Raw genomic sequence first — 25,801 nt, forward strand, 5'->3', positions numbered from 1 at the left:
ATCTATGGACAAGCGGCGAGACCGGATTTGAATTCATCGTATTGGGGGCGGCTTTTGGTGTCGCTTGACGGTACTGGGGCCCGACAGGCGCTCCGCTTTGATGTGAGGATTTAAACGTGGGCAAGGTTACAGGTTTTCTGGAGATCGACCGTCAGGTGGGCAAGTATCAGCCCGCATCGGATCGTATCCGCCATTTCCGCGAATTCACCATTCCGATGTCGGATGCCGAAGTGCAGAAGCAGGCGGCACGCTGCATGGATTGCGGCATTCCCTATTGTCACGGCGATACAGGCTGTCCCGTGCACAACCAGATCCCCGACTGGAACGATCTAGTCTATAACAACAACTGGGAAGAGGCGATCCGCAACCTCCATTCCACCAACAACTTCCCGGAATTTACCGGCCGCGTCTGTCCCGCGCCCTGCGAAGAAGCATGCACGCTGAACCTCGAGGATGCACCGGTCGCCATCAAGACGGTCGAGCAGGCGATTGCCGACAAGGCCTATGAGCTGGGCTTCATCGTGCCGAAACCGGCGACAATCCACACGGGCAAGAAGGTCGCGATCATCGGTTCCGGTCCTTCCGGCATGGCGGCGGCACAGCAGCTTGGCCGCGCTGGTCATGAGGTCCACGTCTACGAGCGTGAATCCAAGCCCGGTGGCTTGCTGCGTTACGGCATCCCGGATTTCAAGATGGAGAAGAACTTCATCGACCGGCGCGTCGAGCAGATCAAGGGTGAAGGCGTTACCTTCCATTGCGGCGTCAATGTCGGCGTCGATGTTACGGTCGAAGCGCTTTTGGCCGACCACGATGCGGTTCTTTATTGCGGCGGTTCGGAAACCCCGCGCCCAGCCGGTATCGGTGGTGCCGATTTTAATGGCGTTTACGATGCCATGCCTTACCTCGTGCAGCAGAATCGCCGCGTCGGTCGCGAGAACATCGACAGTGTCGGCTGGCCTGCCGATCCGATCCTCGCCGGTGGAAAGCATGTCGTCGTTGTCGGCGGCGGCGATACCGCATCCGACTGCGTTGGCACCGCGTTCCGTCAGGGCGCGGTGAAGGTCACCCAGCTCGACATCCGCCCCATGCCGCCGGAAAAGGAAGACAAGCTTGCGGTCTGGCCCTTCTGGGCAACCAAGATGCGCACCTCGTCCTCTCAGGCCGAAGGAGCGGTGCGCGAGTTCCAGGTGGCGACGCTTGAATTCGTTGGCGAAGACGGCGTGTTGACGGGTGTGAAATGCTGTCAGGTGGATGATCGCCGCAAGCCTATCGCAGGCACGGAATTCATCATCAAGGCCGATCTCGCCTTCATCGCCATCGGCTTCTCCGGTCCCTTTACCGATAGCGTGCTGAAGGAAATGGAAGGCAAGCTGACGCTCAACACCGACCGTCGCGGTTCCACCAACGTTGTCGCCAACGAAACGGACTACAAAACTTCGGTCGACAAGCTGTGGACGGCGGGCGACGTTCGCCGTGGTCAATCGCTGGTGGTCTGGGCGATCCGGGAAGGCCGCCAGGCGGCGCGTGCAATCGATGAAGCGCTGATGGGTGCGACCGTCCTTCCGCGCTAAGCACTGACGGTAACACGAGCCGAAAAGGCCTGTTGCAGATGCAACAGGCCTTTTCTTTTGGTTGCGAAAATGAGGACTTTTCTTCAGCAATAGGGAAGGGTGATACGGAAGCAGGCGCCACCGGTGGAAGCATCGCTGATGGTAATTTCCCCACCGTGATAGCGGACGATTTCCTGCACGAGGTTGAGCCCAAGCCCGGTGCCGCGATCTTTCGGTCGCAGGCGGTGGAAGGCATCGAAAACCAGTTCCCGGTCCTCTTCGGGAATGCCATTGCCTTCGTCGGCTATCTCGATCACCCGGTTTGCTGCCACCCTTATCGTGATCGTGCCGCGATTGCCGCCATGTTCGATGGCGTTTTGCACGATGTTCATCAGGGCGCGCTGCAACGAAGCGTGGTCTGCAAGGGCGAGGATCGGCTCTTCCTCCGGTTCGAAGGACAGCGCATATCCCTGTGATATGGCGAGCGGGGCCATGTCAGCGACGACCGATCTGCACAGGTTGACAAGATCAAGCGGGACCAGAGGGGCCTTCTGCCCGCCAAGGCGCTGCAAATCGAGCAATTGTTCGGCCAGCACGGCGACACGGCTGGCATCCGCCAATATTCTACTGCGGGCCGGGCCGTCCAGCAGCGTTTCAACACGGGTTTGGAGAATGGCGACGGGGGTTCGCAATTCATGGGCGGCATCGAGAATGAAGCGCTTGTGTCGTTCGTAGCCGTCGTCCAGCCGCTTCAACGCGCCGTTGACGGCGTGAACGAGAGGCTGCACTTCCTTCGGAATATCGCCATCCGGCAATCGGTATCCGCGCCTGTCGATATCGATGGTTTCCGCTGTGCGAGCAATGGTGGAAAGGGCGCGAAATTCCCTGCGGATGATCCAGGGGATGGTCACGACCGTCACGATGGACATGAGAATGAGGACAGGCATGATCAAGATGTTCGAAAACAACAAAACCGGTAACGTCATGCTGAACGGCCCGCCTTTGCCGATCATGACGAATTCTCCCGCCGGCCCCGAAGCGCGGCGAACGACGGCGATTCGCACCACGGCGAGGTAGGAATAGGACAGCGCCGCGTCGCGCACGTCTGAGACCCTGATGTCGCTCAATTGCTGATCCATATTGCTGAATGCCTCGGGCACCTGCCCGCCCTGCACGATCTCACCGTTTTCGCTGACCGCGACGAACCAGAAATCGGAGGTATTGCTGCGCAGCTTGACGAATTCGGGCGTTTCTTTGAGAACCAGCCGATTATCTTCATTCCGTATGATCGCGTTGGCGGTTGTCTGGGCCGCCTCCGGGCTGAGCAGCGCGCTGCCTGCACCGCCGCTCGACATATAGGTAACCATGGCGGCGGTGACGAAGAACAGGCTGCCGATCTGGAACAACAGCAGTTGAAGGGTCAGCCGGCGCTTGAGCGATTTTCTTCTGGCCAGCTTCACGAGGTCGCCCTCAGCAGGTAACCCACGCCGCGAATGCCATGGACCTCAAGGCCCGCATCCGCGGCCGCCAATTTGCGGCGCAAGCGGGAAATATGGGAATCGAGTGCATTGGACTGGATCTCATCGTCGAAATTATAAACGGCTTCCTCGAGCAATGAGCGCAGCACCGTCCTGCCCTGTCGCCGCAACAGGGCTTCGAGGATCAGCAGTTCGCGTCTGGTCAGCGGAAGGAATTCACCCTTGATGCGCACTTCGCGGGTTTCGAAGCAGAATTCCAGCCTGCCCAGTTTTGCCGTCATCGTCACGGCGCCGGCCGGCCGGCGCATCAGGGCGCGGATGCGCGCAAGCAGTTCCTCGACCGCGAATGGTTTGGCCAGATAATCGTCCGCGCCGAGGTTCAGACCGTTCACCCGATCCACAAGCGCTCCCTGCGCCGTCAGCACGATGACGGGCGGGGTGAGGGGCAGGAGCCGCAAATCTTCGATAAGCTGGATGCCGTCACCATCGGGCAATTGCCGGTCAAGCACGACAAGGTCATGGACGCCGTCCATGATGGCGTGACGGGCAAGATCGAGCGTGCCGACCGTATCCACGATAATATCGAACCGGTGGAGCGCGGCGGACAGGGCTGCTGCCATTTCGCGTTCGTCTTCAACAAGCAGCAGGCGCATGAATTCCATCTCGGTATTGTCCGGTATCCCTTCCGGGAAGGGGCGCGGCGAAAGGCAAAAACGTCGACGCCGCTCGCGCTAAGGACAAGCGAGGCGTCGCCGCCAAATCGATGTCACCATGCAAAAAAGGGACTGGGGATGGCGGATGGCCAACCCCGCATTCCTGCAAAGCTGTACCTATCCTGTCATGTGCGGATTGCCTAAACATTACGCCCGCTGCGGGGCGGTCGGGCCGCTCCGAAAGCCTCTATTGTTTTGTCTGCGCGGTATCGGGCGCCACACGATAGTCATCGATTCGGCCTGCCGGCGCATCGGCCATCTCGCCGCGCTTGGTCAACCTTTCGCGTGGCGATTCCACCACGGAGACGCGTGTCGGCCCGGCGGCCAAAGGCGCATCGCCTAACAGCTTGTCGCCGCCGTCGAGATTGGGATCGGTGAGACTGATAGGCTGGGTGCGCACCTGCCCGGCATCGATGCCGAGTGCGGGCAGGGAGGTAAGTGCCGGTAGATTGCTGCCGTCCAGTTTCACAAGGTCCGGTCCGGCGCTATCGAGGTGTCTGCGCACGAATTTCTCAACGTAAAATGCAAGCTTGCGTTTGCCGGCCTGGGTCATGCCTATGCCATCAGCCTCGCGCAGGCGGGCCTGTTGGCCGTTCATGTCGTAACCGGTAATGACGAATTTTCCCGCCTCATCGACGAAACCGTCCCAGACGTCCACGAATTCACCGCCATATTTTTCGACATGGCTGCGATAAAGCCGGTTGAAACCGACAAGATCGGCCGAAAGCGACGGCGACTGGAAGGCAGGCAGGCCGACCCACAGCAGCGGCGCCTTCTGGCGTCCGGCAAGCGCCAGCAGCTCGTCGATCCGCCGTTCATATTCCTTGAACCAGACCTCCGTGCCGAACTTTTCCCTGGTGTCGCCGATCTGCATCTGCTGGCGATCGTTCGATCCGATCATGATGACAATGGTAGCCGGATTGGTTTCGCTGATAAACTGCGGAAGGTTTTTGAACCAGTCGTAATAATCGGTACGCACGAGGCCGGAGGAGCCGTTGGCACGCACATCGACGGCGATTGCAGGCGAATTGGCAAAGGCATTGACCAGTTCGTCCCCCATGCCGCCGGCGAGAAAATCGCCTATGACCAGAACGCGCCGCGCATTTTCAAGCTTGGCGGCTGGCTCCGGCTTTGCGGTCCGCATCTGAACCACCGAGGGCGCTTTTCTGGCGGGTTGGGGGCGGGTGACCGATCTTTCGCGCGGAGCAGACGGAAAGTCGCGGCGGTTGCGGGGCTGGTAGTCGCGCCCGGATCCGCCGTCGCGGCCCACCGGTTTGCCAAAGAGCATTTCAAACAGTGTACGCCGTTGCTCCTGTGCAAAGCTTTCGGAAGGAACGAGCGGCACGGTAAGGACGGCTGAAAGAAGGACGGCCGAGAAACGCCAGCCGGTTCTTCCGTTTTTCACCTGAGGCTTCCCACTCATCACATCAACCCTTCCGGATATTTCGGCGGCGTTTCTTGATAGCCGCCGAATTCACCGGCACATTATCAATTACGCAAGGCTCTCAGCAACCGCTGCGACGGCTGGCCGTCGGTTTCCATACCCATGCGCGACTGGATGGCGCTGATTGCGGCTTTCGACCCGGAGCCGAAGTTCCCATCGACCTCACCGTTATAATAGCCGAGTTCCTTCATGCGGGTCTGCAGCTCGAATTTTTCGCGAATATCCAGCGTCCCATCGGGGCGTGGCCACTTCTGCTGCATACCGCCATAACCGGCGATCTCATCCGCAAGCAGGCCGACGGCGAGCGCATAGCTGTCGGAGGCGTTGTATTTCTTGATGGTGAAGAAGTTTTTCATCATCAGGAAACCGGGGCCGTTTGCCCCGCCCTGCAACTTCAGCATGGCGCGATCGGATCCGCGGGTGAAGTTCTTGCCGTTCGGGCGGGTGAAGCCAAGCTTCGCCCATTCCGCAATGGTCTTGGTCTGCCCTTCATAACGGGCGCCGCCACGCGGAACGGCGGTTTCATAACCCCAGGTCCGTCCGGGCTGCCAGCCGTTCTTGGAAAGCAGATTGGCCGCGGTCGCCAGCGCGTCCGGAATGGAGCGCCAGATGTCGCGCTTGCCGTTGCCATCCGCATCCACCGCATAAAGCAGGTAGCTGGTCGGGATGAACTGGGTATGACCCATCGCGCCCGCCCAGGAGCCCGTCAGCTGTTTCGGCGTCACATCGCCCGCCTGGAGAATCTTCAAAGCGGCGATCAATTGCGTGCGCGCGAATTTGGCGCGTTTGGGGTCGGAATAGCCGAGTGTTGCCAGCGCCTGCGGAATATTGTGCAGCCGCTCAGGCTTTTCGAGAACCGCACCGTAATTCGATTCCATCGACCAGATGGCCAGAATGATATGCTTGTCGACATTGAAGTTACGCTCGATCCAGTTGAGGGTCGTTGCGTGCTTCATCTTCATCTCGCGGCCGATCCGCACTGTATACGGATTGACGCGGGAATCGAGATAGTCCCAGATTTGCGTGGTGAATTCCGGCTGGAAGGTGGCCTTGCGCAGCGCGTCGGGATCCGGCTCGCTGACACCGGCAAAGGCCTTCTGATATGTCGCTCTGCTAATGCCTTCTTTTGCGGCTGTTGCGTAGAACTGGTTGATCCACTGACGGAATCCTTGATCGGCGCGGGCCGAAACGGGCGCCAGCGAGATTGCCAGGCCTGCAACCACCATGCAGCCGAATTTGCGGACATCGGAAAGGATCATCTTTGTCATCGTCTGTCTTTCGTTCTCTCGAATGTCATTTCGATTGCGAAAACGCATCGGGCGTCATCATGGATAACAAAAGAACGTCAACAAATTCTTTACCATTAATAGATGGTAGCGTCACCCTTTACAAAACGTTGTTATTTTTGAAATAACAACAGCGTGCGGGGATTGTGATCAAGCTTTATCTCTCAGGAGGGATATGTGGTAGAACAGAAGAAAATTCGGAAGGCCGTATTTCCGGTCGCGGGTCTCGGCACGCGTTTCCTGCCCGCAACCAAGGCGGTTCCGAAAGAAATGCTCACCGTCGTCGACAAGCCGGTCATTCAATATGTCGTCGATGAGGCGGCGGAAGCGGGCATTGAGCATTTTGTATTTGTCACCGGCCGCGGCAAGGCGGTGATCGAAGATTATTTTGATATTCAATTTGAACTCGAACAGATGCTGCGCGAGCGCAACAAGAATGCCGAGCTGACATTGCTGGCCGGCCTTCTGCCCAAGGCGGGCACCGCGAGCTTCACCCGCCAGCAGGTGCCGCTTGGTCTCGGCCATGCAGTCTGGTGCGCCCGCGATATCGTCGGCGACGAGCCTTTCGCCGTGCTCTTGCCCGACATGATCATGCATTCGCAGAAAAGCTGCCTGAAGGGCATGGTCGAACTATACGACCAGACCCAGGGCAACGTCATCGCGGTGCAGGAATGCGCTCCCGATCAGACGCATAAATACGGTATCGTCGGCGTGGGTGACGCCGTGGGCGAAGGTTTCAAGATCACGGAAATGGTCGAAAAGCCGGCCAAGGGTACGGCGCCGTCGAATTTCTATATCAACGGCCGTTACATCCTTCAGCCCGAGATTTTCGACATTCTCGAAAATCAAGAGCGTGGCGCCGGCAACGAAATCCAGCTGACGGACGGCATGCTGACACTTGCCAAATCACAGCAGTTCTCCGGCTATCATTTCCGCGGCCAGACCTTCGACTGCGGCGCCAAGGATGGTTTCATTCTTGCCAACGTCGCTTTCGCGCTGGAGCGTGGCGATATTCGCCCTGCGATCGAAGAGCCGATCAAGGCCCTGATCGACGGGCTGAAGTAATCCACCAGAACAGAAACGGGATCCCGGCCTCAGCGCCGGGATTTCTTTTTGGCCGAAGCCTATCGCTTGAGGACAAGTCCTGCGCCGACACGTAGCTCGCTGCTGTCATAAACCGGTGTCCACTGGTAGCTGACGTCCGCCGTCAGGTCGAGATAGCGGTTCAACCCCCAGGTCAGGCCGGCGCCTGCGGTATATTCAACGGCATTTTCCATGTCTGAAGAGGGGAATGTGCGATGCACGACCTGTCCCGTCAGGCGGGCAACGAGGTTGCTGCGCAATTCGTGGGTCAGGCCGGCATCCAACCGATAGGAAACCCAGCCGCCCTGTGGTCCGCCGGCGAAGTCCTCTATCGTCGTGCGCAGACCGAGATTGACGTTCGTGCCGCGCTGGGGTGACCAGTTGAGCTCGCCATCCAGCGTCAATGCGCCGATCGAGGCAAGGCGATCGTCGTCATATTGCTTGCGCAAATAACCGATGGCGGCCTCGCCGCGGGTCTTCTCGCCAAGATCGACTTCCGCGCCGACCTTCGCCCCATAGGCATTGGAGGAACGGGCATAGCCGGAATTGTCGAGACGCCTGTCATATTTGGTCGTCCCGGCATTCAGTTCCAGGAAGGGGATGAGCGCCGGCGACAACTCATAACCGATGCGTCCACGCAGGTTCGCGCCGTTCTGATCGCGGTCGCTGAGGCTGATCGGCCGGCCGTCGATGCCTTTCGCATCCGTATAGACCGTGCGCGACAGATCGAGCGCCGCCAGGCCGCGCAGCTTGCCGAAATCCCGCTCTATCGACGCGCCGGTGGTGAAGCGGTGCTCACCGCCCTGCACGGCAGCGCCGGTGAGAGCATTGGGGTCCGTCGTGTCCTCGCGGCTGAATTCATAACCGGCCTTGAGATTGGCCGTCGTTTCTTCACCGAGATCGAGGCGTAGATCGGCCTCTATCCTTGCCCGGGGCTCTTCGCCGTCCTTGTCGCTGCCGAAGTTCCTCTCCCAGGCCCCGTCGCCCGTCACCGTCAAAGCATGACGGGACCAGTCGCTGGTGAGCGTGCCCCGTATGCCTGTCGTCAGATAGTTGCGTCTGGAGGGGCCGCCGGTATTCGTCTGCTTTTCCGTATTGATCGTCTGGCTGATTGACGGTCGCAGCAGGAACGTGCCGAGCCGGATGCCGGGCGTCTGTCCGGGTTCGGTCGCTATCCGTGGGTTTTCGCCACCGTCTACCGTCGGCTCATAGGGGTTTTCGGCCTCGGCAGAGGGTTGGCTTGCGTCGTCCTGCTGTTCGTAAATAGGATCGCCGGGATTGGTGGAGGGACGCCAGAGTTGTGGTGCGGGCGTGGTCGTAGCTGTGGCCGTGACAGTGCCAGTGCCAGTGCTCACCCCGCTGTCCGTCGCCGGTGTGGGTGAAGCTGCTCCGTCGACGGCAGAAGCGGCGCCCGGCAAGACAGGTATGGCTGTCGTTGCAGTCTGCGCGAAGACGCTTCCCTGCGGGTAAAGAATCGTGCAGGCGAGCAGCAGGGTTGCTGCTTTCCGCGACGTCGGCAGACGTGTGGCGGCGCCCTTCACGTTCATTCCTTTTCACCCGGCAAGTTTGGCCGATGCCGGATCGAAGGGCCACCAAGACATCCCCTCAGGCCCGATGAGTAATAGGCCGATGAAATGACGTGAAGAAACCAGGGACCAGACAGGCGACGCAAGTTTTAACATCGCTTTAACAATAGGTTTTTTATGGTTAACAGTTGATAAACATCGCCGGGATTTCGGTGTTATGGTAGGAGCGCAAAGCCAACGGCGCCGATCATCAGGCCCGGTGGGACGATTACACCCGTCACCATGACTGGAAGAAAATGGTCAAGAATGCAAAATATTCCTAATATGAGAAGATTAAAACGTTTCAATTTGGTGCGGAATCGCCCTATGGTTTATGTGGGCTGATCTTCTATTGCCCAGCAAGTGGTATTGAATTTTATTTTGTGTGACAGCATCGTTTCATGAATCCGGTTTTGAACACCAAGCAGCTCGGTTTTTATTGTTGGGATATTACCAATGACCGTTTCTATCTAGACGAAGTATGTGCCAAACTCTTTGGGATTCCGCTGCGACAGGCAATGCAGGGGATCAGCATTTTTCAGATGCTTGAAAAAGTGGATCTCGATCATCGAAACCGCGTGATCGAATCGGCATTGATCACCCTGAAGGCCGCAAGTTTTTATAATCAGGAATACGCCGTGCGCCGCAGCGACGGCTCGGTCTCATGGGTAAGGACGCTCGGGCGGTATCTGGTCGACGAGGAAAACATCCCCTTCAAACGGCTTGGAACGATGGAGGAGATTTCTCCGCCGGATCGGCGTCATTGACGAGGCGCCGCTTTACCGAAACCGTTGGAGATTCTCGGGCGGTATCTACTAAAACCCTGCGCCCGCCGGTGAAGAGTGGACTTATTTCGGTTGAAAGAGTAACAGTCGGCCATGATTACACGCGCCGTCAAATTGGTCGAAGACAACGCCATCGAATCCGCCGTGCGGACGATCTCAATGGAGCGGGCTGGCCTTGCCGCCCTCGAGGATGCTCTGAGGAACGGTCTTTCTGACCCATTCTGCAAGGCGATCGAGACCATCGGCCAGTCGAACGGCCGTCTCATCATTACCGGGGTCGGAAAAAGCGGCCATATAGGCGCAAAACTTGCCGCCACCTTCGCTTCCACCGGCACGCCCGCCTTTTTTGTGCATGCGGCTGAGGCCAATCACGGCGATCTCGGCATGATCGGCGGCGATGATGTGGTACTGGCCATTTCCAAGGGTGGTGAAAGCGCTGAATTGCGCAGCATCATCAATTATTCCCGCCGTTTCTCGATTCCGCTGATCGCGCTCACCTGTTCGGAAAATTCATCGCTGGCGCGGGCTTCCGACATCGTGCTGCTGGTTCCCAATGAGCAGGAAGCCTGCCCGCTCGGCCTTGCGCCGACGACCTCTACGTTGATGCAGCTTGCGCTGGGCGATGCCCTGGCCGTTGCGCTGCTGGAGGCGCGCAATTTCACTGCCGGTGACTTCAAGGTGTTCCATCCCGGCGGCAAGCTGGGGGCGAGCCTGACGCTGGTCGGCGATATCATGCATACGGGCGATCGCGTGCCGCTGGTCAACAAGGGAACGGCCATGCCGGAAGCAGTCGGTGTTCTCTCGCGCAAGCATTTCGGCTGTGTCGGCGTTCTGGACGAGGATGGCCGCCTGTGCGGCATCGTCACCGAGGGCGATATGGCGCGCAACCTGTCGCGCAACCTCGCCGAGATGACGGTCGATGACATCATGACCCGCACGCCGAAAACCGTCAAAAAATCCGTGCTGGCGACCAGTGCGCTGGCGACGCTGGAAAAATTCCACATTGGCGCGCTGATTGTCATCGATGAGGATAACCGGCCCATTGGGCTGGTGCATTTCCACGATCTCTTGAGAATTGGCGTGGCTTGAAGCTGTCGCCGATCTTGAACTTATCGGTCTAGCGGCTCGATTGTCAGCGTGCGTCCGCGTGCGGAAGCTATTCTTACCCGGGTGCCGGCCGGCAGGTCTTCGCCGTTGACCGGCCACCATGTGTCGTCCAGCCTGATCCGGCCACGCCCTTCGACAATCGGTTCCCGAAGGGTCGCGGTGCGTCCGACAAGGCTTGCCTCCCGCTGGTTGAGGAAGGGTTCGTCGCTTGCAGCCCGGTTTCTTCCGAAATATTTCCGGCCGAGCAGGGCGAAAACGATGGAGAGCGCGGCAAACAGCACCAACTGCAATTGCCAGGCCCAGAATGCAGCATCCCACAAAAGCAGCGAGACCGCGCCGATAACCAGCGCGGCGAGGCCGATCCAGATCAAGAACACGCCGGGAGCGATGAGTTCGGCGGCCAGAAGCACGAAGGCGACGATCCACCAGCTCCACGGCCCCAGCTCAGTGGCAAGCTGTTGTAACATCGTCATTTCTCCGACGAAGAACCGAATGGATTACCAGGGATCGTGACGTTGATGCTCTGGCCGGAGGGTCGCGTCGGCGGCACGGAGCGGGACGCCGTGGAGGTGGCAGGCGCAGTCGGTGCGTCGCCCCTTTCGCCGAAAACCTCTTTCGCAATCGTGCCGATACCGCCGAGGGAACCGATCAGCGCCGAAGCCTCCATCGGCATCAGCACGATTTTGGAATTCTTCGCGGTGCCTATCTCGGCGAGCGCCTCGGTGTATTTCTGGGCGACAAAATAGTTAATGGCGTGGACATTGCCGGCGGCAATGGCTTCCGAGACCATGCGGGTGGCGTTGGCCTCGGCCTCGGCCAGACGTTCGCGCGCCTCGGCGTCGCGGAACGCCGCCTCGCGTTGGCCTTCGGCCTCAAGAATGGCGGATTGCTTTGCACCTTCCGCGCGCAGAATCTGGGCGTTGCGGGCACCTTCGGCTTCCAGCACCTGTGCGCGTTTTTCGCGCTCCGCCTTCATCTGCCGCGCCATGGAATCGACGAGATCCTTCGGCGGCGCGATGTCCTTGATTTCGATGCGGGTGACCTTGATACCCCATGGCCCGACGGCCTCATCGACCACGCGCAGCAGGCGATCGTTGATGGCGTCACGGTTCGACAGCAACTCGTCGAGGTCCATCGAGCCCATCACCGAGCGGATATTGGTCATGGTAAGGTTCTGGATGGCGTTTTCCAGATTGGCGATCTGATAGGCGGCCTGCGCGGCGTTCAAAACCTGGTAGAAGGCCACCGCATCGGCAGAAACGCTGGCATTGTCGCGGGTAATGACTTCCTGGGTGGCGATATCCAGCACCTGTTCCATCACATTCATGCGGGCGCCGATACGCTCGAAGAAGGGTATGATCAGGTTAAGGCCCGGTTCGAGCGTGCGGGTATAACGCCCGAAACGTTCAACCGTGTAGCGATATCCCTGCGGCACGGTCTTGATGCCGGCAAACAGCACCAGAATGACCAGAACCACTGCCGCCAGCACGACGATATCGAAACCGCCCAATGCAATCATTACTTTTCCTCCAGATCAGAACCATGCGGGTTTTAGCCCGGCATCGTTATGGCAAGATTACACCCACCCTTGCAACTCCCGTCTAACAACCTTTTCGAGAACATTCATGCCCTCGGCACTGTCGTTCAGGCAGGGAATATGGGTAAATTTCTCTCCGCCATTATGCAGGAAAATCTCGCCCGCTTCACCGGCGATTTCTTCCAGTGTCTCAAGACAATCCGAAACGAAGCCGGGATTCATCACGGCGATGCGCTTGACGCCTTCCGACGCCAGCTTTTCCACGGTCTTGTCGGTATAGGGCTGCAACCATTCCTCCGGCCCGAAACGCGACTGGAAGGTGATCATGAAATTTTTCTCTGTACGCCCCAGCGCCTCGCGCAGCAGCCGGGCGGTTTTCTGGCAGTGACAATAATAAGGATCGCCTTTTTTGAAATAGGATTTCGGAATGCCGTGGAATGACGTGATCAGCATTTCCGGTTCCCAGTCCAGCGTCGCCAGATGGTTTTTCACCGAGGCGGCAAGCGCCTCGATATAGGCCGGATCGTCATGATATGGCGGGACGGTGCGGATGGCTGGCTGCCAGCGCAGCTTCATCAGGTGTTCGAAAGCCTTGTCGTTCACAGTTGCCGTCGTCGACGCAGCATATTGCGGATAAAGCGGGAAGAGCAGGATTTTTTCGCAGCCCAGTTCCTTCAGCGCGTCGATCCTCGAGGCGATGGAGGGCTGGCCGTAACGCATGCCCCAGTCGACCACAACATTTGGCAGGTCTTTCAGCGCTTCCGCCAGCAACTCGCCCTGGCTGCGTGTATAGGTGCGCAGATAGCTTTCGTTGCGCTCGTGGTTCCAGATTTCCTCATAGGCCTTGCCGACTTTCTGCGGGCGCTTGTTGAGGACAATGCCGTAAAGTATCGGATACCAGTAGAGACGCGACCATTCGATTACCCGCTTGTCGCTCAGGAATTCCGCCAGATAACGGCGCATCGACCAATAATCCGTACCGTCAGGCGTGCCGAGATTGACCAGCAGGACGCCGACCTTGCCAAATGCCGTGCGGGGATGGTTTGCGGGGAGTGCGGATAGTTCTGTCGCCATGAATGACACCCTGAAACTCTGACTGTTTGCGTGAGGAGCGGTTCGTTCCGGATAAGGGCTGAAACGCTCCATCTTCTGTTGATGCGCGCCGAACGCCAACCGCGGCGGGGTTTGGGCCGACGATGCCCGAGCTATACGCTCGTGCGGTCTATTCGTTCACGTGTTCTAGACGAAATTTTTCAGGATTAAACTACCGGTGAAGGCTATTTCCCGGGGGGAGAAAGCCACGCGCGGTCCCTTGCAAAAATTTGATCCGTAACGATTTGTTTTAAAAGGAAAATAGGAAGCCGGCCCCGATATCCGAGGGCCGGCTTCCTGTCTGCGGCAAATTGCCCTGTCTGTTCCCGTTCGGCTTATTGAGCCGGCAGTTCCAGTTCCTCACCGATCTCGATGTGGTTCGGATGCTTCAGCGTGTTTGCCTTGGCAATTCTGCTCCAGAGAGCGCCGTCGCCATATTTCTCCGCTGCGATCTTCCAGAGCGAGTCGCCCTTTTCAACGACATATTTGCTGGCGGCAGCAGCGGTTGCGGCGGGCGTCGTCGTGGCCGGTGCCGTGGCGGCCGGTACTGTGGGAGCAGGTGCAGTGGCGGCGGGTGCCGCGGGAGCGGGGGCCGGTGTGGTGGCCGGCGCAGGTGCGGTTGCGGCCGGCGCGGGTGCCGCAGGCTTTGCCGGAGCGACATAACCGGCAGGCGTCACTTCGCTGATGCGGCCATCCGTGTAGGGCTTATAGGGGCTGTTGGCGGTGATGTAGGCCGCAACGGCTTCCTCAAGGTTGGGGCCGAAGTCATAGGCGTTGACTGCCTTGGTCGCAAAGACCTTGAAGCCGTCGCCGCCGGTGCGTACGTAATTATTGGCCGCGACGATATATGTCTTGGCGGGGTCGAGAGGCACGAAGGCGTCGCCTTCCTTGACCTCGACCGAAACGACCCGGCTGCCGGCCGGCTTGGAGCGGTCGAAGGAATATTTCAGGCCGGAAACCTGCATGAAACGACCGGCGCCGTCGTCGATCTGGCTGACGCCGTTTTCGAGAGCGGCGCGAATATCCTCGCCCTTCAGCTGAAAGGTCGCGACCGTGTTCTGGAATGGCAGAACCGTCAGCACTTCGCCCATGGAGACATCGCCGGCATCGATGGAGGAGCGCAGGCCGCCGCTATTGGCGAAAGCGATGGTCACGCCCTGATCCTTGACGCGGGCGAGCGTCGCATCGGCCACCAGATTCCCCATGGAGCATTCCTTCACACGGCAAACCTTGCGGTCTCCCTCGATCGGGCCTTCCGAGGAGCCGACAACCTTCGATTTCAGAGTCTCGATCGGCGCCTTCAACTCATCGATGCGCTTTAGCGTGGCTTCATCGGGCTTGAAGGAGGAGTCGATCAGGATGGGATCGCCCTTGCTTTCCTTGACCACGCCGCTGTCGTCGAAGACCACTTTGAGGTCGCCCAGATATTTGCTGTACTGCCCGGCCTGAACGACCGGAACCTTGTAGCCACCGGGATTGTCGACGAGGGTCGGATAGGGGCCTTCGGCCTTCTGGTCGGTGTTAGAAAGCAGCGTATGTGTGTGGCCGCCGACCACGACGTCGACGTCAGGGATTTTGGCGATGAATTCGAGATCGCGCGGATAGCCGACATGGGTGAGGGCGATGATCTTGTCGACGCCGTCCTGCTTCAGCTTTTGCACCTGCTCGCTGATTTTCGCGACATCTTCGGCGATGGTGATATTGGGACCGGGCGTTGCCAGTTCTGCCGTATCGTTGGCGACAGCGCCGACAATCCCGATTTTCTGTCCGCCGACTTCGAGCACGATGGACGGCTTGACGCGGTCACCGATTTTCGAGGCGGCGGTGGCCACCACATTGGCGGTCACGACGGGGAACTGCACCTTGTCGAGGAAGCCGGCAAGCCCGTCTTCGCTGTCGTCGAACTCATGGTTGCCCACGGTCATGGCGTCGAACTTCATGGCGTTCAGAACTTCCGCTTCCACGGTGCCCTTGTAGGTGGTGTAGAACAACGATCCCTGGAAATTGTCGCCGGCATTGAGCAGGAGGACGTTCTTGCCGTCGGCCTTCAGGGCGTCACGGGTCTGATTGATTGCGGTCAGAAGGCGGGCGGCGCCTCCGAAGCATTCGTTTTTGCCTTCTTCCTCCGCCGAGCAGGTCGAGTCGAACTTGTTGATCGATTCGATACGGGAGTGAAAATCGTTGATGTGAAGAATGTTGAGCTCGTAATCGGCTAGAGCCGCTCCGGCAGAAAGCGTTATCGCCGAAACGCTCAGCATGCCCAGTCCCAAAATTTTCTTCATGGTCCCTCTCTCCTGTTCAAAGCGGAAGCCCGGGCCGGTCGATCATCCTCCAGCCGTGCTCATTTCCTAATCTGAAATCATGTCAGTCTTTCAAAGCGCGATGTTTCCATTTAGCGGCAATCGCCGCAAGCGAAATTATGACGGGTGCGCAATAAACGAAAACGCACGCTCAAGGCGTGCGTTTTAGAAGATCATCTTTTTGAAAAGATAACGTTATCAGCCCTGGCGCGTTAGCGAGAACTGGCTGTTCGTATCCGTCGTGCAGTTCAATTGTGACGGGGAGACGAGGGCGCAGTTTACGCGCGACTGCGTGTTGCGCACCAGCGAGGTCATGTTGATTTCGTAAAGCGTCGGCGAAATCGTGACATAGGTGCCGGAGGCCAGAAGCGTGTTGGTGTCGGTCGAACGGGTGGAGAAGGCGCCGTTCTGGAAGGTCGATACGATGCCGTTACGGTCGATCCAGCGACCGTCGACGGCCGGGCCGCGGGAAAGCGAAGGCGCCATCGAGGACTGCTGCGAGGGTCCCGGCGCGACGCATGAAGACACCGCTATGGCGGCTGAAAGCAAAGCAGCGCTTGTCTTGAAGTTCATGAGCCTGTTCTCCTGCGATTCGATGAAACTTTCTATGCTTCGACCATGCCGTGAAGCGTTTCTTATTTCAAGGCAACGTTGCTCGCTCTCCCCGGTTCCTGACGTCATTCAGGAAAGCCTCTGCGTGACAAATATGAGACTCCGTCCCGTCAGCGCACGAGGATGTTGCGAAACTGCCAGGGGTCGGACGTATCGATGTTGTCGGGAAACAGGCCGGGGCGGCCATCGGTCGGTTTCCAGTCGGTATAATGGCCCTCCACGGGTCCGAGATAGGGGCGCTGCACCTCGAGACAACGGCGGTAATCCATTTCATCCGCCTCGACGATGCCGGCTTCAGGATTTTCGATTGCCCAGACCATGCCGGCCAGAACCGCGGAACTGACCTGCAATCCGGTGGCATTCTGGCTGGGCGCAAGCAAACGCGCCTCCTGCAGGCTCAACCGCGACCCATACCAATAGGCATTCCTGTCATGGCCATAAAGAAGAACGCCGAGTTCATCGGCGCCGTCGACAAGCTCGTCTTCGGTAAGCACATGCTGGATGGGCTGAGGGGTGCCGCCATTGCCGAAAAGTTCATGCAGGGAAAGAATGGCGTCGTTGCAGGGATGATAGGCATAATGGCAGGTCGGCCGATACGTCACGTCGCCATCATCGTTGCGGACGGTGAAATAGTCGGAAATCGAAATCGCTTCGTTATGCGTGACGAGAAATCCATATTGCGGACCCAGACCCGGACACCATGTCCGCACCCGCGTATTGGCGCCGGGCTGGTCGAGATAGATCGCCGCCTTGCTTCCCTTTTTCTGTTTTTTCGCGTTTTTCGGCATCCAGTTTTCATGTGTTCCCCAGCCGAGTTCGGCGGGCTGAAAACCCTCCGCGATAAAACCTTCAACGGACCATGTGTTCCAGAAAGCGCCGAAGGGCTTGGGTTCCTTCGCCCGCTGGGTGTCGCGTTCGGCCACGTGAACGCCTTTGACGCCAAGCCGCTTCATCAGCTTTGCCCAGCCCTCCCGATCATGTGGCTGTGGCTCCTCGATGTCGTGGCCGGTATCCTTGGCGAGATTGACGAGCGCCTGTTTCACGAACCAAGACACCATGCCCGGATTGGCGCCGCAGGTGGAAACCGCCGTCGTTCCGCCCGGCTTGCGCGCCCTTTCCTTCAACATGGTCTCGCGTAGCGAATAGTTGGTACGGGCCGCATTGTCGGCATCGGCGTCGAAATAAAACCCGGGCCAGGGTTCGACGACCGTGTCGATGTAAAGCATGCCATGCTTGCGGCAAATCCGCATCAGATCGACGGAGGCGGCATCGACCGAAAGATTGACGCAGAAGCCCTGGCCCTGAACGCCCTTGAGGAGCGGCTTCAAAATCTCGCGGTAATTTTCCTTGGTCAGATGCGTCTGGATATGGCGGATGTTCCTTTCGGCCAGAAAGGCGGCGATGTCCTCGCGCGGGTCGATGACGACGAGCCGGGTCCTGTCGAAATTGAAATGACGTTCGATCAACGGAAGAGTACCGCGCCCGATGGAGCCGAAGCCGATCATGATGATGGGGCCGTCAATATCGCCGTAAATCGGGTGGTTTGCATCCGTCATTCGTCAATTTTCCTTTTTCAGCCAATAAGTAAGCTAGATCACAAAAGCGTGCCACAATAAAGGGCAGGTGGATGACGGACATATGACGATGGTTATGACAGGACGGGCTCGGGCATCCTTTCCACCGCATTCTGCCTCTTCGCATTTTAGAGAGTGCGTTTATAATTAAGTTCTTCTTTTCCTCTCTATGTCCAAAGGCTTGGGGGCTTTGGCCGGATGACGACGGGGGAGTTTTCGCCATCGCAGGGGAGTTGCCCGTTGAATAATCTTATCGAGCGTGTCGCAGCGCTTCAGAGCGCCACCCCCGTTCTTATTGCCCTTTACGATTCCGAGGATCGGTTGCGCCATGCCAATCCGTCGTTTCGGGAAAGCTTTCAGCTTGCTGCCGGCGATTTTCCGACCTGGGCGGACATCATGCGGTTGAACCATCGGCTGCGCAGCGGCGTCGTCGTCCGCAACAATGATTTCGAGGGGTGGCTGTTGTCGGCGCAATCCCGACGCGGCAAGCTGCCTTATCGCGCCTTTGAGATGGACATGGATGACGGCCGCTGGTTCTGGATGACGGAAACGGTGCAGCAGGATGGCTGGATGCTGTGTGTCGCAAGCGACGTTACCGAATTGCGCCAAGGTTACAGGACGCTACGACAGGACAGGGATCTGGCGGTGCGCGCGTCGCAGACGGATGAATTGACCGGGACCGCAAACCGCCGCTTCGTCTTCGCCAAGCTGGCTCTGCAGGTGGAACGGGTTGCCAAGGGGCTGGAAACGCCCTTTTGCCTGTGCACGCTCGATATCGATTTCTTCAAGCAGATCAACGATCGTTTCGGCCATAAATGCGGGGATGCGGTGCTTCGCGATTTCGTCGGCATCGCCCATTCCGTCATCCGGCGGGTGGATTGTTTCGGCAGGATCGGCGGCGAGGAATTCATGCTCGTCCTGCCGCGCAGCACGGTGGTCGAGGGCCGGGAGATCGTCGAACGGCTGCTGCAGAAGGTGCGTCTTTCGAGACCCCTCTCTGAATTCCCGGATTTTTCCTACAGCTGCTCGGCCGGGCTGACGGTGTATCGCGCACCGGAAAGCACGGATGATGTTTTCATGCGGGCGGATCAGGCTCTTTATGCGGCCAAGGACAAAGGCCGCGACCGGCTTCTGGCGGTGACTGCTTAGACGAGTTCCGCCGCAATCAATCCATGCAGCGAATTGCCGACGAAGAGTTTCCGGCCAGCAATGTCGTCCGGTTTCAGCGACTGTCCGCGCGCCCTGCGGTCGCGGATCAGATCGGCGCGCAGCACCCCCGGCAGAATGCCGCTGTCGAGCGGCGGCGTCAGCAATTGCCCATCCGGCATTTCGACGAAAATGCTGGTCGACGATCCCTCGCACAACTCGCCGCGCTCGTTGAGGAGCAGAACCTCGTCGGCCTCTCCGGCTGAAAATTCGGCCCGGGCGGCGTCATAGGGCTCGCGGCGTGAGGACTTGTGACGATAGAAGGTGTCGGAAGAATCGAGCGTGGTCTGCCGGGCGATGCGAACCCGCCAGACGGTATCCTGCCGCAAGGGCTGGAAGTCGGCGGTTTCGACGTCGAGTTCGCCCTTGTAGTTCATGACCAGCCTGACACAGAGCGGCTTTTCGCCGCCCACCTTCTTTTCCAGCACCTGAAGCGCATTGACCGGCGCGCGAAAACCGAGCGCGTCGGCCGAGCGCAGCAATCGGCGCATATGCTGGTCGATGCGCTGAAAGCCGGTCTGCGGCTCCCAGCGCAAGGTTTCCCTCAAGGTCAGATCGGCGGGTTTGCGTTTCATTGCCTGTGCTCGTCGCCTGAATTGTTTACCGGTGTTTCCGCCGGCAATATCAACCGGCAAAGCTTGTCCGAAATAGGATAGCCCTGCCGGCGGGAGAGATTAAGCCTGTTTGTTATCCAGCGCTTCCAGCTCGTCGATCAGCCCTTCGATCATCGAAAGCCCCTTGTCCCAGAACGAGGGATCGGTCGCGTCGAGGCCGAAGGGTTTCAGAAGCTCCGAATGGTGTTTGGTGCCGCCCGCCTTCAGAAGCTCGAAATATTTCTCCTGAAAGCCCGTCTCGGCCTTCTGATAAACCGCATAGAGCGAGTTCACCAGGCAGTCGCCGAAGGCGTAGGCATAAACATAAAAGGGCGAGTGAATGAAATGGGGGATGTAGGTCCACCATGTCTCGTAGCCTTCGGAAATCCGGATCGCCGGACCAAGGCTCTCGGCCTGAACGGACAGCCACAATTCGCCGATCTGCCCGGAAGTCAGCTCGCCCTGCTTGCGGGCGGTATGCAGCTTGCGCTCGAATTCATAAAAAGCGATCTGGCGCACGACCGTGTTGATCATATCCTCGACCTTGCGGGCGAGCATGGCCTTGCGTTCCCTGATGTCTCTGGTGTCGTCAAGCAGCTTGCGGAAGGTCAGCATTTCCCCGAAAACGGAGGCTGTCTCGGCAAGCGTCAGCGGCGTGGCGCACATCAAGGCGCCCTGTTCGCCGGCCAGAACCTGATGAACGCCGTGACCAAGCTCATGGGCAAGCGTCATCACGTCACGCGGTTTACCGAGATAGTTGACCAGCACATAGGGATGGGCCGAAGGCACGGTCGGATGCGCGAAGGCGCCCGGCGCCTTGCCGGGGCGCGCGGGGGCGTCGATCCACTCTTCATCGAAGAAACGACGGGCAATATCGGCCATCTCGGGGGCGAAACTACCATAGGCGGAAAGCACCGTGTCCTTTGCCTCATCCCAAGGGATGATCGTGTTCGACGTATCGGGAAGCGGCGCGTTGCGGTCCCAATAATTCATCTGCTCCATGCCGAGCCATTTCGCCTTCATGGCGTAATAACGATGAGAGAGGCGCGGATAGGCTTTCTTGACCGCCGCGGCCAAAGCATCGACCACTTCGCGCTCGACGCGGTTGGCGAGATGACGGCTATCGGCAATATCTTCGAATTTGCGCCAGCGGTCGGAAATATCCTTGTCCTTGGCGAGCGTGTTGGTGATGAGCGTGAAGACGCGCAGATTGTCCTTGAAGGTGGCGCTCAGCGCCTGAGCCGCCTTCTTGCGGGTTTCCGGCTCCGGCTCCTGCAGCATGTTGAGCGTCACTTCCAGCGGCAGGCTCGCACCGTCTATGTCGAAACGCAGATCGGCCATCGTTTCATCGAACAGGCGGTTGAAGGCCGCTGCGCTGGTCATCGATTTTTCGAGGAAAAGCTGTTCCAGCTGGTCGTCGAGCTGGTGCGGCTTGTCCTTGCGCAAATCCACCAGCCAGGGGCGGTAGTGACCCGCTACTGCGTCATTCGCCATGCAGGCGTCCATTGTGGCGTCATCGATGCGGTTGAGCTCAAGGGTGAAGAACAGGAGGTGGGAGGAAATATCCGTCAGCTTCGCCTGGGCATCGCCGTAAAGCTTGCCGTTTGCCGGGTTCGACGTATCGGAAAAATAGGTGAGCCCGGCAAAGGAGCCGATGCGGCCGATGAGATCATCCAGCGCTTCATATTCCTTGAGCGCCGCGCCGATGCCCTTGTCGCCCGTCGCCTTTGCGGCAGCTTCAAGCCTGCCCTTCCATTTCTCCTCGAAAGCCGCCGCCATCGACATCGCCTTATCGAGATCGCCCTTGTATTCTGGCGAATCCCCCGATGGATAGAGGTCCGTCAGCTTCCAGCCGGGAAGGTCGCCAAGCGCCGGACCGGCGGTTTCGGCAAGGGAGAAGACGTGTTGCGGGGTCGGGCGGTTGAGGGTCATCGAACGTGTCCTTCTGATTATGCGTGCGAAGCATATGGGGACCTTGTTTCCCGCGGCAATGGATAAAATGCAAGCAATTCTCAAAACTGGATGTTCAAGTCTCCCATGCCAGAGTGCGGAATAAGGGACCGCATGAAGCAGGTCCATAAACCGGAAACCGGAGCTAAAAATGACCGCGCATGTTCTCGTGATAGACGATGATCCCGTCCAGCGCCGCCTGCTCAAAAATGCGGTGGAACGTTATGGGCATCTCGCCTTGCTTGCCGAAAACGGCAAGGCGGGGCTGGAACTGCTCAAGCAATATAGCGGCGAGATCAACGTCATTGTCCTCGACCTCATGATGCCTGAAATGGACGGGCTTACCTTTCTCAAAGCTATCGGCGAAGTCGGCACCGATGTTCCTGTCATCGTTCAGACCGGTCAGGGCGGCATCGATACCGTCGTGCAGGCCATGCGCGCCGGCGCTTTCGATTTCGTCGTCAAGCCGGTTTCGCCGGAAAGGATCGGCGCTGCCATCTCCAATGCGCTCAAGCTCGACAGGAGAGAGGCAAAAGCCCGCACGGGAAGGCGCGGACGGAGCAATGCAGTGAATTTTACCGATATCGTTTCCGCAAGCCCGGCAATGCTGAGGGTTATCGAACTCGCGCAGCGCGCTGCCCAGTCCAGCATTCCCGTGGTGCTGGAAGGCGAATCCGGTGTGGGCAAGGAAATGGTCGCCCGCGCCATCCAGTCGGCCGGAGACAGGGCGAATAAGGCCTTCATTACCGTCAATTGCGGCGCCATTCCCCATAATCTCGTGGAAAGTATCCTCTTCGGCCATGAAAAGGGAGCCTTCACGGGCGCGACGGAAAAACATGTCGGCAAATTCATGGAGGCGGACGGCGGCACGCTGTTCCTCGATGAAATCGGCGATCTGCCGCTGGATGTGCAGGTGAAGCTGCTGCGCGCGGTCCAGCAAGGCGAAATCGAAACCGTCGGCTCCGCACGGGTGCAGAAGGTGAATGTGCGGCTGATTTCCGCCACCAACAAGAACCTCATCGAAGAGGTGAAGGAAGGCCGATTCCGCGAGGACCTTTATTATCGCCTCAACGTCTTCCCGATCACCATTCCGGCGCTGCGCCGCCGCAAGGAAGATATTCCCCATCTGGCGCGCGTTTTCGCCGAGCGCTTTTCGGCGGAACAGAAATTGCCCAATCCTGTTGGCCTTGACGCCAGCGCGCTGGCGCTGCTGACGGCCTATGACTGGCCGGGTAATATCCGTCAGCTCGAAAACGCCGTCTTCCGCGCCGTGGTGCTGTCGCAGGGTGAGGAACTGTCAGATTCCGATTTTCCGCAGATCGCCCTGCAACTGCCGGAATTTTCGACCGGCGACGACGCGGACGATGTCATTCGCTCGCCTTCAGGGGCGTCGCTGAAGCTTGCGGCCTATTCACCGCCCCCGCCGGCGGTTGCTGAAAGCCATGCCGTCATCGAGGAGCCATCGGATATTTCCACCACCATCTACCGGGGCGGAAACCTGATCTCCAGCATGGATGAATCGGGCAACATCCGCAAACTGGCAGAAATCGAGGAAGAACTCATCCGTTTCGCTCTGCGCTTCTATCGCGGCCAGATGAGCCAGGTCGCCAGAAAGCTCGGCATTGGCCGCTCGACGCTCTATCGCAAGCTGAAGGATTATGGCATCGATCCCGACGATCCCCTTCGAGATGCAGCCTAACGGCACAAACCCCGCATTTGGAGGCAGATCGCAAAATTCGTTAACTTCTGAGCAAGGATATCCGCTTACCGTCTATAAACCTCTTGTTAGTGGCTGATTCACTATATAGAGGAAGGTTGTATGTGTGTGGCAATTTTGCCATCGTGTCACCGTATTTGACGTTCATTTGAGGCAATGTGACAGAAATTGTCTTCCAGGCGGGGATCGAATTGCCATATCTGCATCGGAATAACGCGCTTTCGACCAAGGTCGCGCGCGGCTTGATCAAGGATATATGCACGAAGCTGTCGGCACGCGCTGTCACCTTTGCCTGCCTGATGCTCGCCGCAATGCCTTTCGTAGGTATTTCGGCGACGGAAGCCGCCGCCGAAACGCGCAGCCTCAAACTGTATTATATCCATACACGCGAAAAGGCGGTCATCACCTTCAAGCGCAATGGAAAATATGATCAGAAAGGTCTGCAGGAGCTGAACCGATTCCTGCGCGACTGGCGTCGCAACCAGCCGACACGCATGGATCCGCGCCTTTTCGATCTCGTCTGGGAAGTTTATCGCCGCAGTGGCGCGACTGACTATATCAACGTTGTTTCGGCCTTCCGTTCGCCCGAGACCAATGGTCTGCTGCGCTCACGCACGAAGGGCGTTGCGGAAAAAAGCCAGCATATGCTCGGCAAGGCCATGGACTTTTATATCCCCGGTGTGAAGCTTGCCCGTCTTCGCGAAATCGGCATGCAGATGCAGATCGGCGGCGTCGGCTTTTATCCGACCTCAGGCTCTCCCTTCGTGCACATGGATGTCGGCGGCGTTCGCGCCTGGCCGCGCATGAGCCGCCAAGAACTCGTCCGCATCTTCCCGAACGGCAATACGCTGCATCTTCCTTCCGACGGCAAGCCGCTTCCCGGTTATGAGCAGGCGCTTGCCGATTACAAGAAGCGCGTCAGCTCCTCCTCCATTCAGGTTGCTTCCAGCGCCGGTGCAGGCCCTGCCTCATCTGGCGGCGGCAAGCGCAAGACGCTGTTGCAGGCCCTCTTTGGCGGCGGTGACGAGGATGAAGATCCAGATAGCATCGCAGCGCCGGCGCCCGCAGAGCGCCCCGCCGTTGCTCGCCCGGCGGCTCCGGAGCCTGAACCCACGATTGCAGTTGCTTCGGCACAGACGCTTCCGGGTGTAAACGATGCGCCGCTGCCGACGGCCCGACCCGCCTTCGGCAATCAGCCGCCGGCCAATACCGGCCTTGCGACGGCGCTTTATTCTCCGGCTCGCAATGCCGCGCAGGATGCCCTGCAGGCGGCGACCACACCGACGCCGGCTTCCGCGCCTGCCGAGCGCCAGCAATTTGCCGATCTGGCTGAGGTATCCGTTCCGGTGCCCACGCTTCTCGGCCCGCGCGGCATGAGAGGTGATGCGGAAGGATCGATCCTGACGGCTTCTGTCGAGGGTGCGACACCGGTTGCAACCGGCGAACTCGCCTCTGTTCCGGTTCCCGCCAATCGTCCGGCCGTGGCGGAAGCCCTGCTGGCGGCGGCCAATGCCGACCCTGAAGGTGAGGACGATCTCGCCGAGGCGCAACAGGGTACGCTTTCGCCCACGGTGGTTGCCGCTCTTGAACAGAGCGGTCAGGCCGCCCGGTCGCAGGTCCAGTCGGCCGCGATGCCAACAGCTGCGCCATTCCCGGCCGCCGTCAACCACAAGGTTACCGTTGCGCCCGTCGAAACGGCCAAGGCCGAACCGCAGGCTGGCTTCGGTGATGCTTTCGACCTGAAGCCTGCCATCAATGGCGGCCTCAGCGCCGGCCTTCCGACCAAGGGTTCGCGCCCGAGCAAACAGGATGCCGCCGTTTCCCAGCAGGCCATGGTGGGCGGTGGACGCCTGACGCAGGATCTTATTTCGGATTGGGCGCTCAACCAGAACAAGGGTACGACCGGACGCTCGGTAAAGGCGCCGCGTGTTGTCGCCAATCGCATGCTCAGCAACGATATGTCGGCTTCCGCGACCTCCGCGAGCTTCAAGCCCGGTGCCGCGGCCATCGAACCCAGCCGGTTCAGCACGCCGGTGAAGATGCACTGAGCCAACTTTCATAAGGAAGACGGCGGAGAGGCCAAAAAAAACCCCGCCGTTACCGGCGGGTTCAGACTGCTGACAAACCCCTGGCGTGGGCTGGGGGGTTATGATTCATTGGGGCATGTTGAAGAAACCTGCTCCTGAACAGACCGCTCTCGAGATGGTGA

The 25,801-nt window shown here is 59.0% G+C and carries 20 protein-coding genes; 7 read left to right on the forward strand and 13 right to left on the reverse strand.

The features are described from left to right. Positions 1–116 precede the first annotated feature (116 nt). Positions 117–1,571 carry a glutamate synthase subunit beta gene (locus tag PL597_RS09955; RefSeq protein ID WP_271365053.1) on the forward strand — a complete coding sequence of 485 codons (1,455 nt, stop codon included), beginning with the start codon at positions 117–119 and terminating at the stop codon, positions 1,569–1,571. An 83-nt stretch (positions 1,572–1,654) separates the two neighbouring features. Here PL597_RS09955 and PL597_RS09960 read toward each other — a convergent pair whose 3' ends face one another. From PL597_RS09960 to PL597_RS09975, 4 genes are all read right to left on the reverse strand, one after another. Beyond that, positions 1,655–3,010 carry a sensor histidine kinase gene (locus PL597_RS09960; RefSeq protein ID WP_271365054.1) on the reverse strand — a complete coding sequence of 452 codons (1,356 nt, stop codon included), beginning with the start codon at positions 3,008–3,010 and terminating at the stop codon, positions 1,655–1,657. Further along, positions 3,007–3,681 (reverse strand): response regulator transcription factor, encoded by a 675-nt coding sequence (locus PL597_RS09965; RefSeq protein WP_077983614.1) that lies wholly within the window; start codon positions 3,679–3,681, stop codon positions 3,007–3,009. The genes PL597_RS09960 and PL597_RS09965 overlap by 4 nt, the downstream gene beginning before the upstream one ends. A 247-nt stretch (positions 3,682–3,928) precedes the next feature. Beyond that, the gene (locus PL597_RS09970) at positions 3,929–5,164 is read right to left on the reverse strand and encodes an SGNH/GDSL hydrolase family protein (protein ID WP_142913481.1); all 1,236 of its coding nucleotides are present in this window, start codon (positions 5,162–5,164) and stop codon (positions 3,929–3,931) included. A 65-nt stretch (positions 5,165–5,229) separates the two neighbouring features. After that, complete coding sequence (locus tag PL597_RS09975) at positions 5,230–6,453, reverse strand: lytic murein transglycosylase (protein ID WP_077983613.1); 1,224 nt, start codon at positions 6,451–6,453, stop codon at positions 5,230–5,232. A 195-nt stretch (positions 6,454–6,648) separates the two neighbouring features. On the opposite strand from PL597_RS09975, the gene galU reads away from it, so the two are divergent. Next, a complete protein-coding gene (galU, locus tag PL597_RS09980; protein WP_077983509.1) occupies positions 6,649–7,536 on the forward strand; it encodes a UTP--glucose-1-phosphate uridylyltransferase GalU in 888 nt (295 codons plus the stop codon). 59 nt (positions 7,537–7,595) lie between these two features. Here galU and uppP read toward each other — a convergent pair whose 3' ends face one another. Then, positions 7,596–9,101, reverse strand: coding sequence for a polysaccharide biosynthesis protein UppP (gene uppP, locus PL597_RS09985; RefSeq protein ID WP_271365056.1), 1,506 nt, complete (start codon positions 9,099–9,101; stop codon positions 7,596–7,598). Between the two features lie 419 nt (positions 9,102–9,520). On the opposite strand from uppP, the gene PL597_RS09990 reads away from it, so the two are divergent. After that, the gene (locus tag PL597_RS09990) at positions 9,521–9,886 is read left to right on the forward strand and encodes a PAS domain-containing protein (protein ID WP_137411377.1); all 366 of its coding nucleotides are present in this window, start codon (positions 9,521–9,523) and stop codon (positions 9,884–9,886) included. A gap of 111 nt (positions 9,887–9,997) precedes the next feature. Then, positions 9,998–10,993, forward strand: a complete 996-nt coding sequence (locus PL597_RS09995; RefSeq protein WP_137411378.1) for a KpsF/GutQ family sugar-phosphate isomerase — start codon at positions 9,998–10,000, stop codon at positions 10,991–10,993. Between the two features lie 20 nt (positions 10,994–11,013). On the opposite strand, the gene PL597_RS10000 is transcribed toward PL597_RS09995, so the two are convergent. The 6 genes from PL597_RS10000 to PL597_RS10025 all read right to left on the reverse strand — a co-directional run bounded on the left by PL597_RS10000 (position 11,014) and on the right by PL597_RS10025 (position 18,108). Beyond that, positions 11,014–11,478, reverse strand: a complete 465-nt coding sequence (locus tag PL597_RS10000) for an NfeD family protein (RefSeq protein ID WP_271365057.1) — start codon at positions 11,476–11,478, stop codon at positions 11,014–11,016. 2 nt (positions 11,479–11,480) lie between these two features. Then, entirely contained in the window at positions 11,481–12,530 is a 1,050-nt protein-coding gene (locus PL597_RS10005) for an SPFH domain-containing protein (RefSeq protein ID WP_077983504.1), read from the reverse strand. 57 nt (positions 12,531–12,587) lie between these two features. Beyond that, positions 12,588–13,622 (reverse strand): ferrochelatase, encoded by a 1,035-nt coding sequence (gene hemH / locus PL597_RS10010; protein ID WP_271365058.1) that lies wholly within the window; start codon positions 13,620–13,622, stop codon positions 12,588–12,590. 353 nt (positions 13,623–13,975) lie between these two features. Further along, positions 13,976–15,922 carry a 5'-nucleotidase C-terminal domain-containing protein gene (locus PL597_RS10015; RefSeq protein WP_142913478.1) on the reverse strand — a complete coding sequence of 649 codons (1,947 nt, stop codon included), beginning with the start codon at positions 15,920–15,922 and terminating at the stop codon, positions 13,976–13,978. Between the two features lie 216 nt (positions 15,923–16,138). Then, positions 16,139–16,513, reverse strand: coding sequence for an outer membrane lipoprotein Omp10 (gene omp10, locus PL597_RS10020; RefSeq protein ID WP_077983501.1), 375 nt, complete (start codon positions 16,511–16,513; stop codon positions 16,139–16,141). Positions 16,514–16,662: 149 nt separating this feature from the next. Then, on the reverse strand, positions 16,663–18,108 hold the full coding sequence (locus PL597_RS10025) for a homospermidine synthase (protein ID WP_271365060.1): 1,446 nt from the start codon (positions 18,106–18,108) through the stop codon (positions 16,663–16,665). 258 nt (positions 18,109–18,366) lie between these two features. Here PL597_RS10025 and PL597_RS10030 point away from each other — a divergent pair, with 258 nt between their 5' ends. Then, complete coding sequence (locus PL597_RS10030; protein ID WP_271365062.1) at positions 18,367–19,275, forward strand: GGDEF domain-containing protein; 909 nt, start codon at positions 18,367–18,369, stop codon at positions 19,273–19,275. Here the strand turns inward: PL597_RS10030 and PL597_RS10035 are convergent. Both PL597_RS10035 and PL597_RS10040 read right to left on the reverse strand, forming a co-directional pair. Next, positions 19,272–19,907: an aminotransferase class IV family protein gene (locus tag PL597_RS10035; protein WP_077983498.1), complete on the reverse strand. Its 636-nt coding sequence runs from the start codon at positions 19,905–19,907 to the stop codon at positions 19,272–19,274. The two genes, PL597_RS10030 and PL597_RS10035, sit on opposite strands and share 4 nt — an antisense overlap. Positions 19,908–20,006: 99 nt before the next feature. Further along, positions 20,007–21,857, reverse strand: a complete 1,851-nt coding sequence (locus PL597_RS10040; RefSeq protein WP_271365063.1) for a M3 family oligoendopeptidase — start codon at positions 21,855–21,857, stop codon at positions 20,007–20,009. 169 nt (positions 21,858–22,026) lie between these two features. Between PL597_RS10040 and PL597_RS10045 the strand changes: the two genes are divergently transcribed. Together PL597_RS10045 and PL597_RS10050 are read left to right on the forward strand one after the other, a co-directional pair. Continuing rightward, positions 22,027–23,574: a sigma-54-dependent transcriptional regulator gene (locus PL597_RS10045; RefSeq protein ID WP_077983496.1), complete on the forward strand. Its 1,548-nt coding sequence runs from the start codon at positions 22,027–22,029 to the stop codon at positions 23,572–23,574. A gap of 176 nt (positions 23,575–23,750) precedes the next feature. Beyond that, entirely contained in the window at positions 23,751–25,640 is a 1,890-nt protein-coding gene (locus PL597_RS10050; protein WP_271365064.1) for a DUF882 domain-containing protein, read from the forward strand. Positions 25,641–25,801 lie beyond the last annotated feature (161 nt).

This window comes from Agrobacterium sp. ST15.13.013 (genome assembly GCF_027956525.1).
Taxonomy (GTDB): Bacteria; Pseudomonadota; Alphaproteobacteria; order Rhizobiales; family Rhizobiaceae; genus Agrobacterium; species Agrobacterium salinitolerans.

Coding starts and splice junctions, on each gene's coding strand:
- PL597_RS10000 (WP_271365057.1), bottom strand. CDS start 11,478: ATGTTACAACAGCTTGCCACTGAGCTGGGGCCGTGGAGCTGGTGGATC.
- PL597_RS09975 (WP_077983613.1), bottom strand. CDS start 6,453: ATGACAAAGATGATCCTTTCCGATGTCCGCAAATTCGGCTGCATGGTG.
- PL597_RS10035 (WP_077983498.1), bottom strand. CDS start 19,907: ATGAAACGCAAACCCGCCGATCTGACCTTGAGGGAAACCTTGCGCTGG.
- PL597_RS09990 (WP_137411377.1), top strand. CDS start 9,521: ATGAATCCGGTTTTGAACACCAAGCAGCTCGGTTTTTATTGTTGGGAT.
- uppP (WP_271365056.1), bottom strand. CDS start 9,101: ATGAACGTGAAGGGCGCCGCCACACGTCTGCCGACGTCGCGGAAAGCA.
- PL597_RS10040 (WP_271365063.1), bottom strand. CDS start 21,857: ATGACCCTCAACCGCCCGACCCCGCAACACGTCTTCTCCCTTGCCGAA.
- PL597_RS10045 (WP_077983496.1), top strand. CDS start 22,027: ATGACCGCGCATGTTCTCGTGATAGACGATGATCCCGTCCAGCGCCGC.
- PL597_RS09970 (WP_142913481.1), bottom strand. CDS start 5,164: ATGAGTGGGAAGCCTCAGGTGAAAAACGGAAGAACCGGCTGGCGTTTC.
- omp10 (WP_077983501.1), bottom strand. CDS start 16,513: ATGAACTTCAAGACAAGCGCTGCTTTGCTTTCAGCCGCCATAGCGGTG.
- PL597_RS10025 (WP_271365060.1), bottom strand. CDS start 18,108: ATGACGGATGCAAACCACCCGATTTACGGCGATATTGACGGCCCCATC.
- PL597_RS09995 (WP_137411378.1), top strand. CDS start 9,998: ATGATTACACGCGCCGTCAAATTGGTCGAAGACAACGCCATCGAATCC.
- hemH (WP_271365058.1), bottom strand. CDS start 13,622: ATGGCGACAGAACTATCCGCACTCCCCGCAAACCATCCCCGCACGGCA.
- PL597_RS09965 (WP_077983614.1), bottom strand. CDS start 3,681: ATGCGCCTGCTGCTTGTTGAAGACGAACGCGAAATGGCAGCAGCCCTG.
- PL597_RS10005 (WP_077983504.1), bottom strand. CDS start 12,530: ATGATTGCATTGGGCGGTTTCGATATCGTCGTGCTGGCGGCAGTGGTT.
- PL597_RS10015 (WP_142913478.1), bottom strand. CDS start 15,922: ATGAAGAAAATTTTGGGACTGGGCATGCTGAGCGTTTCGGCGATAACG.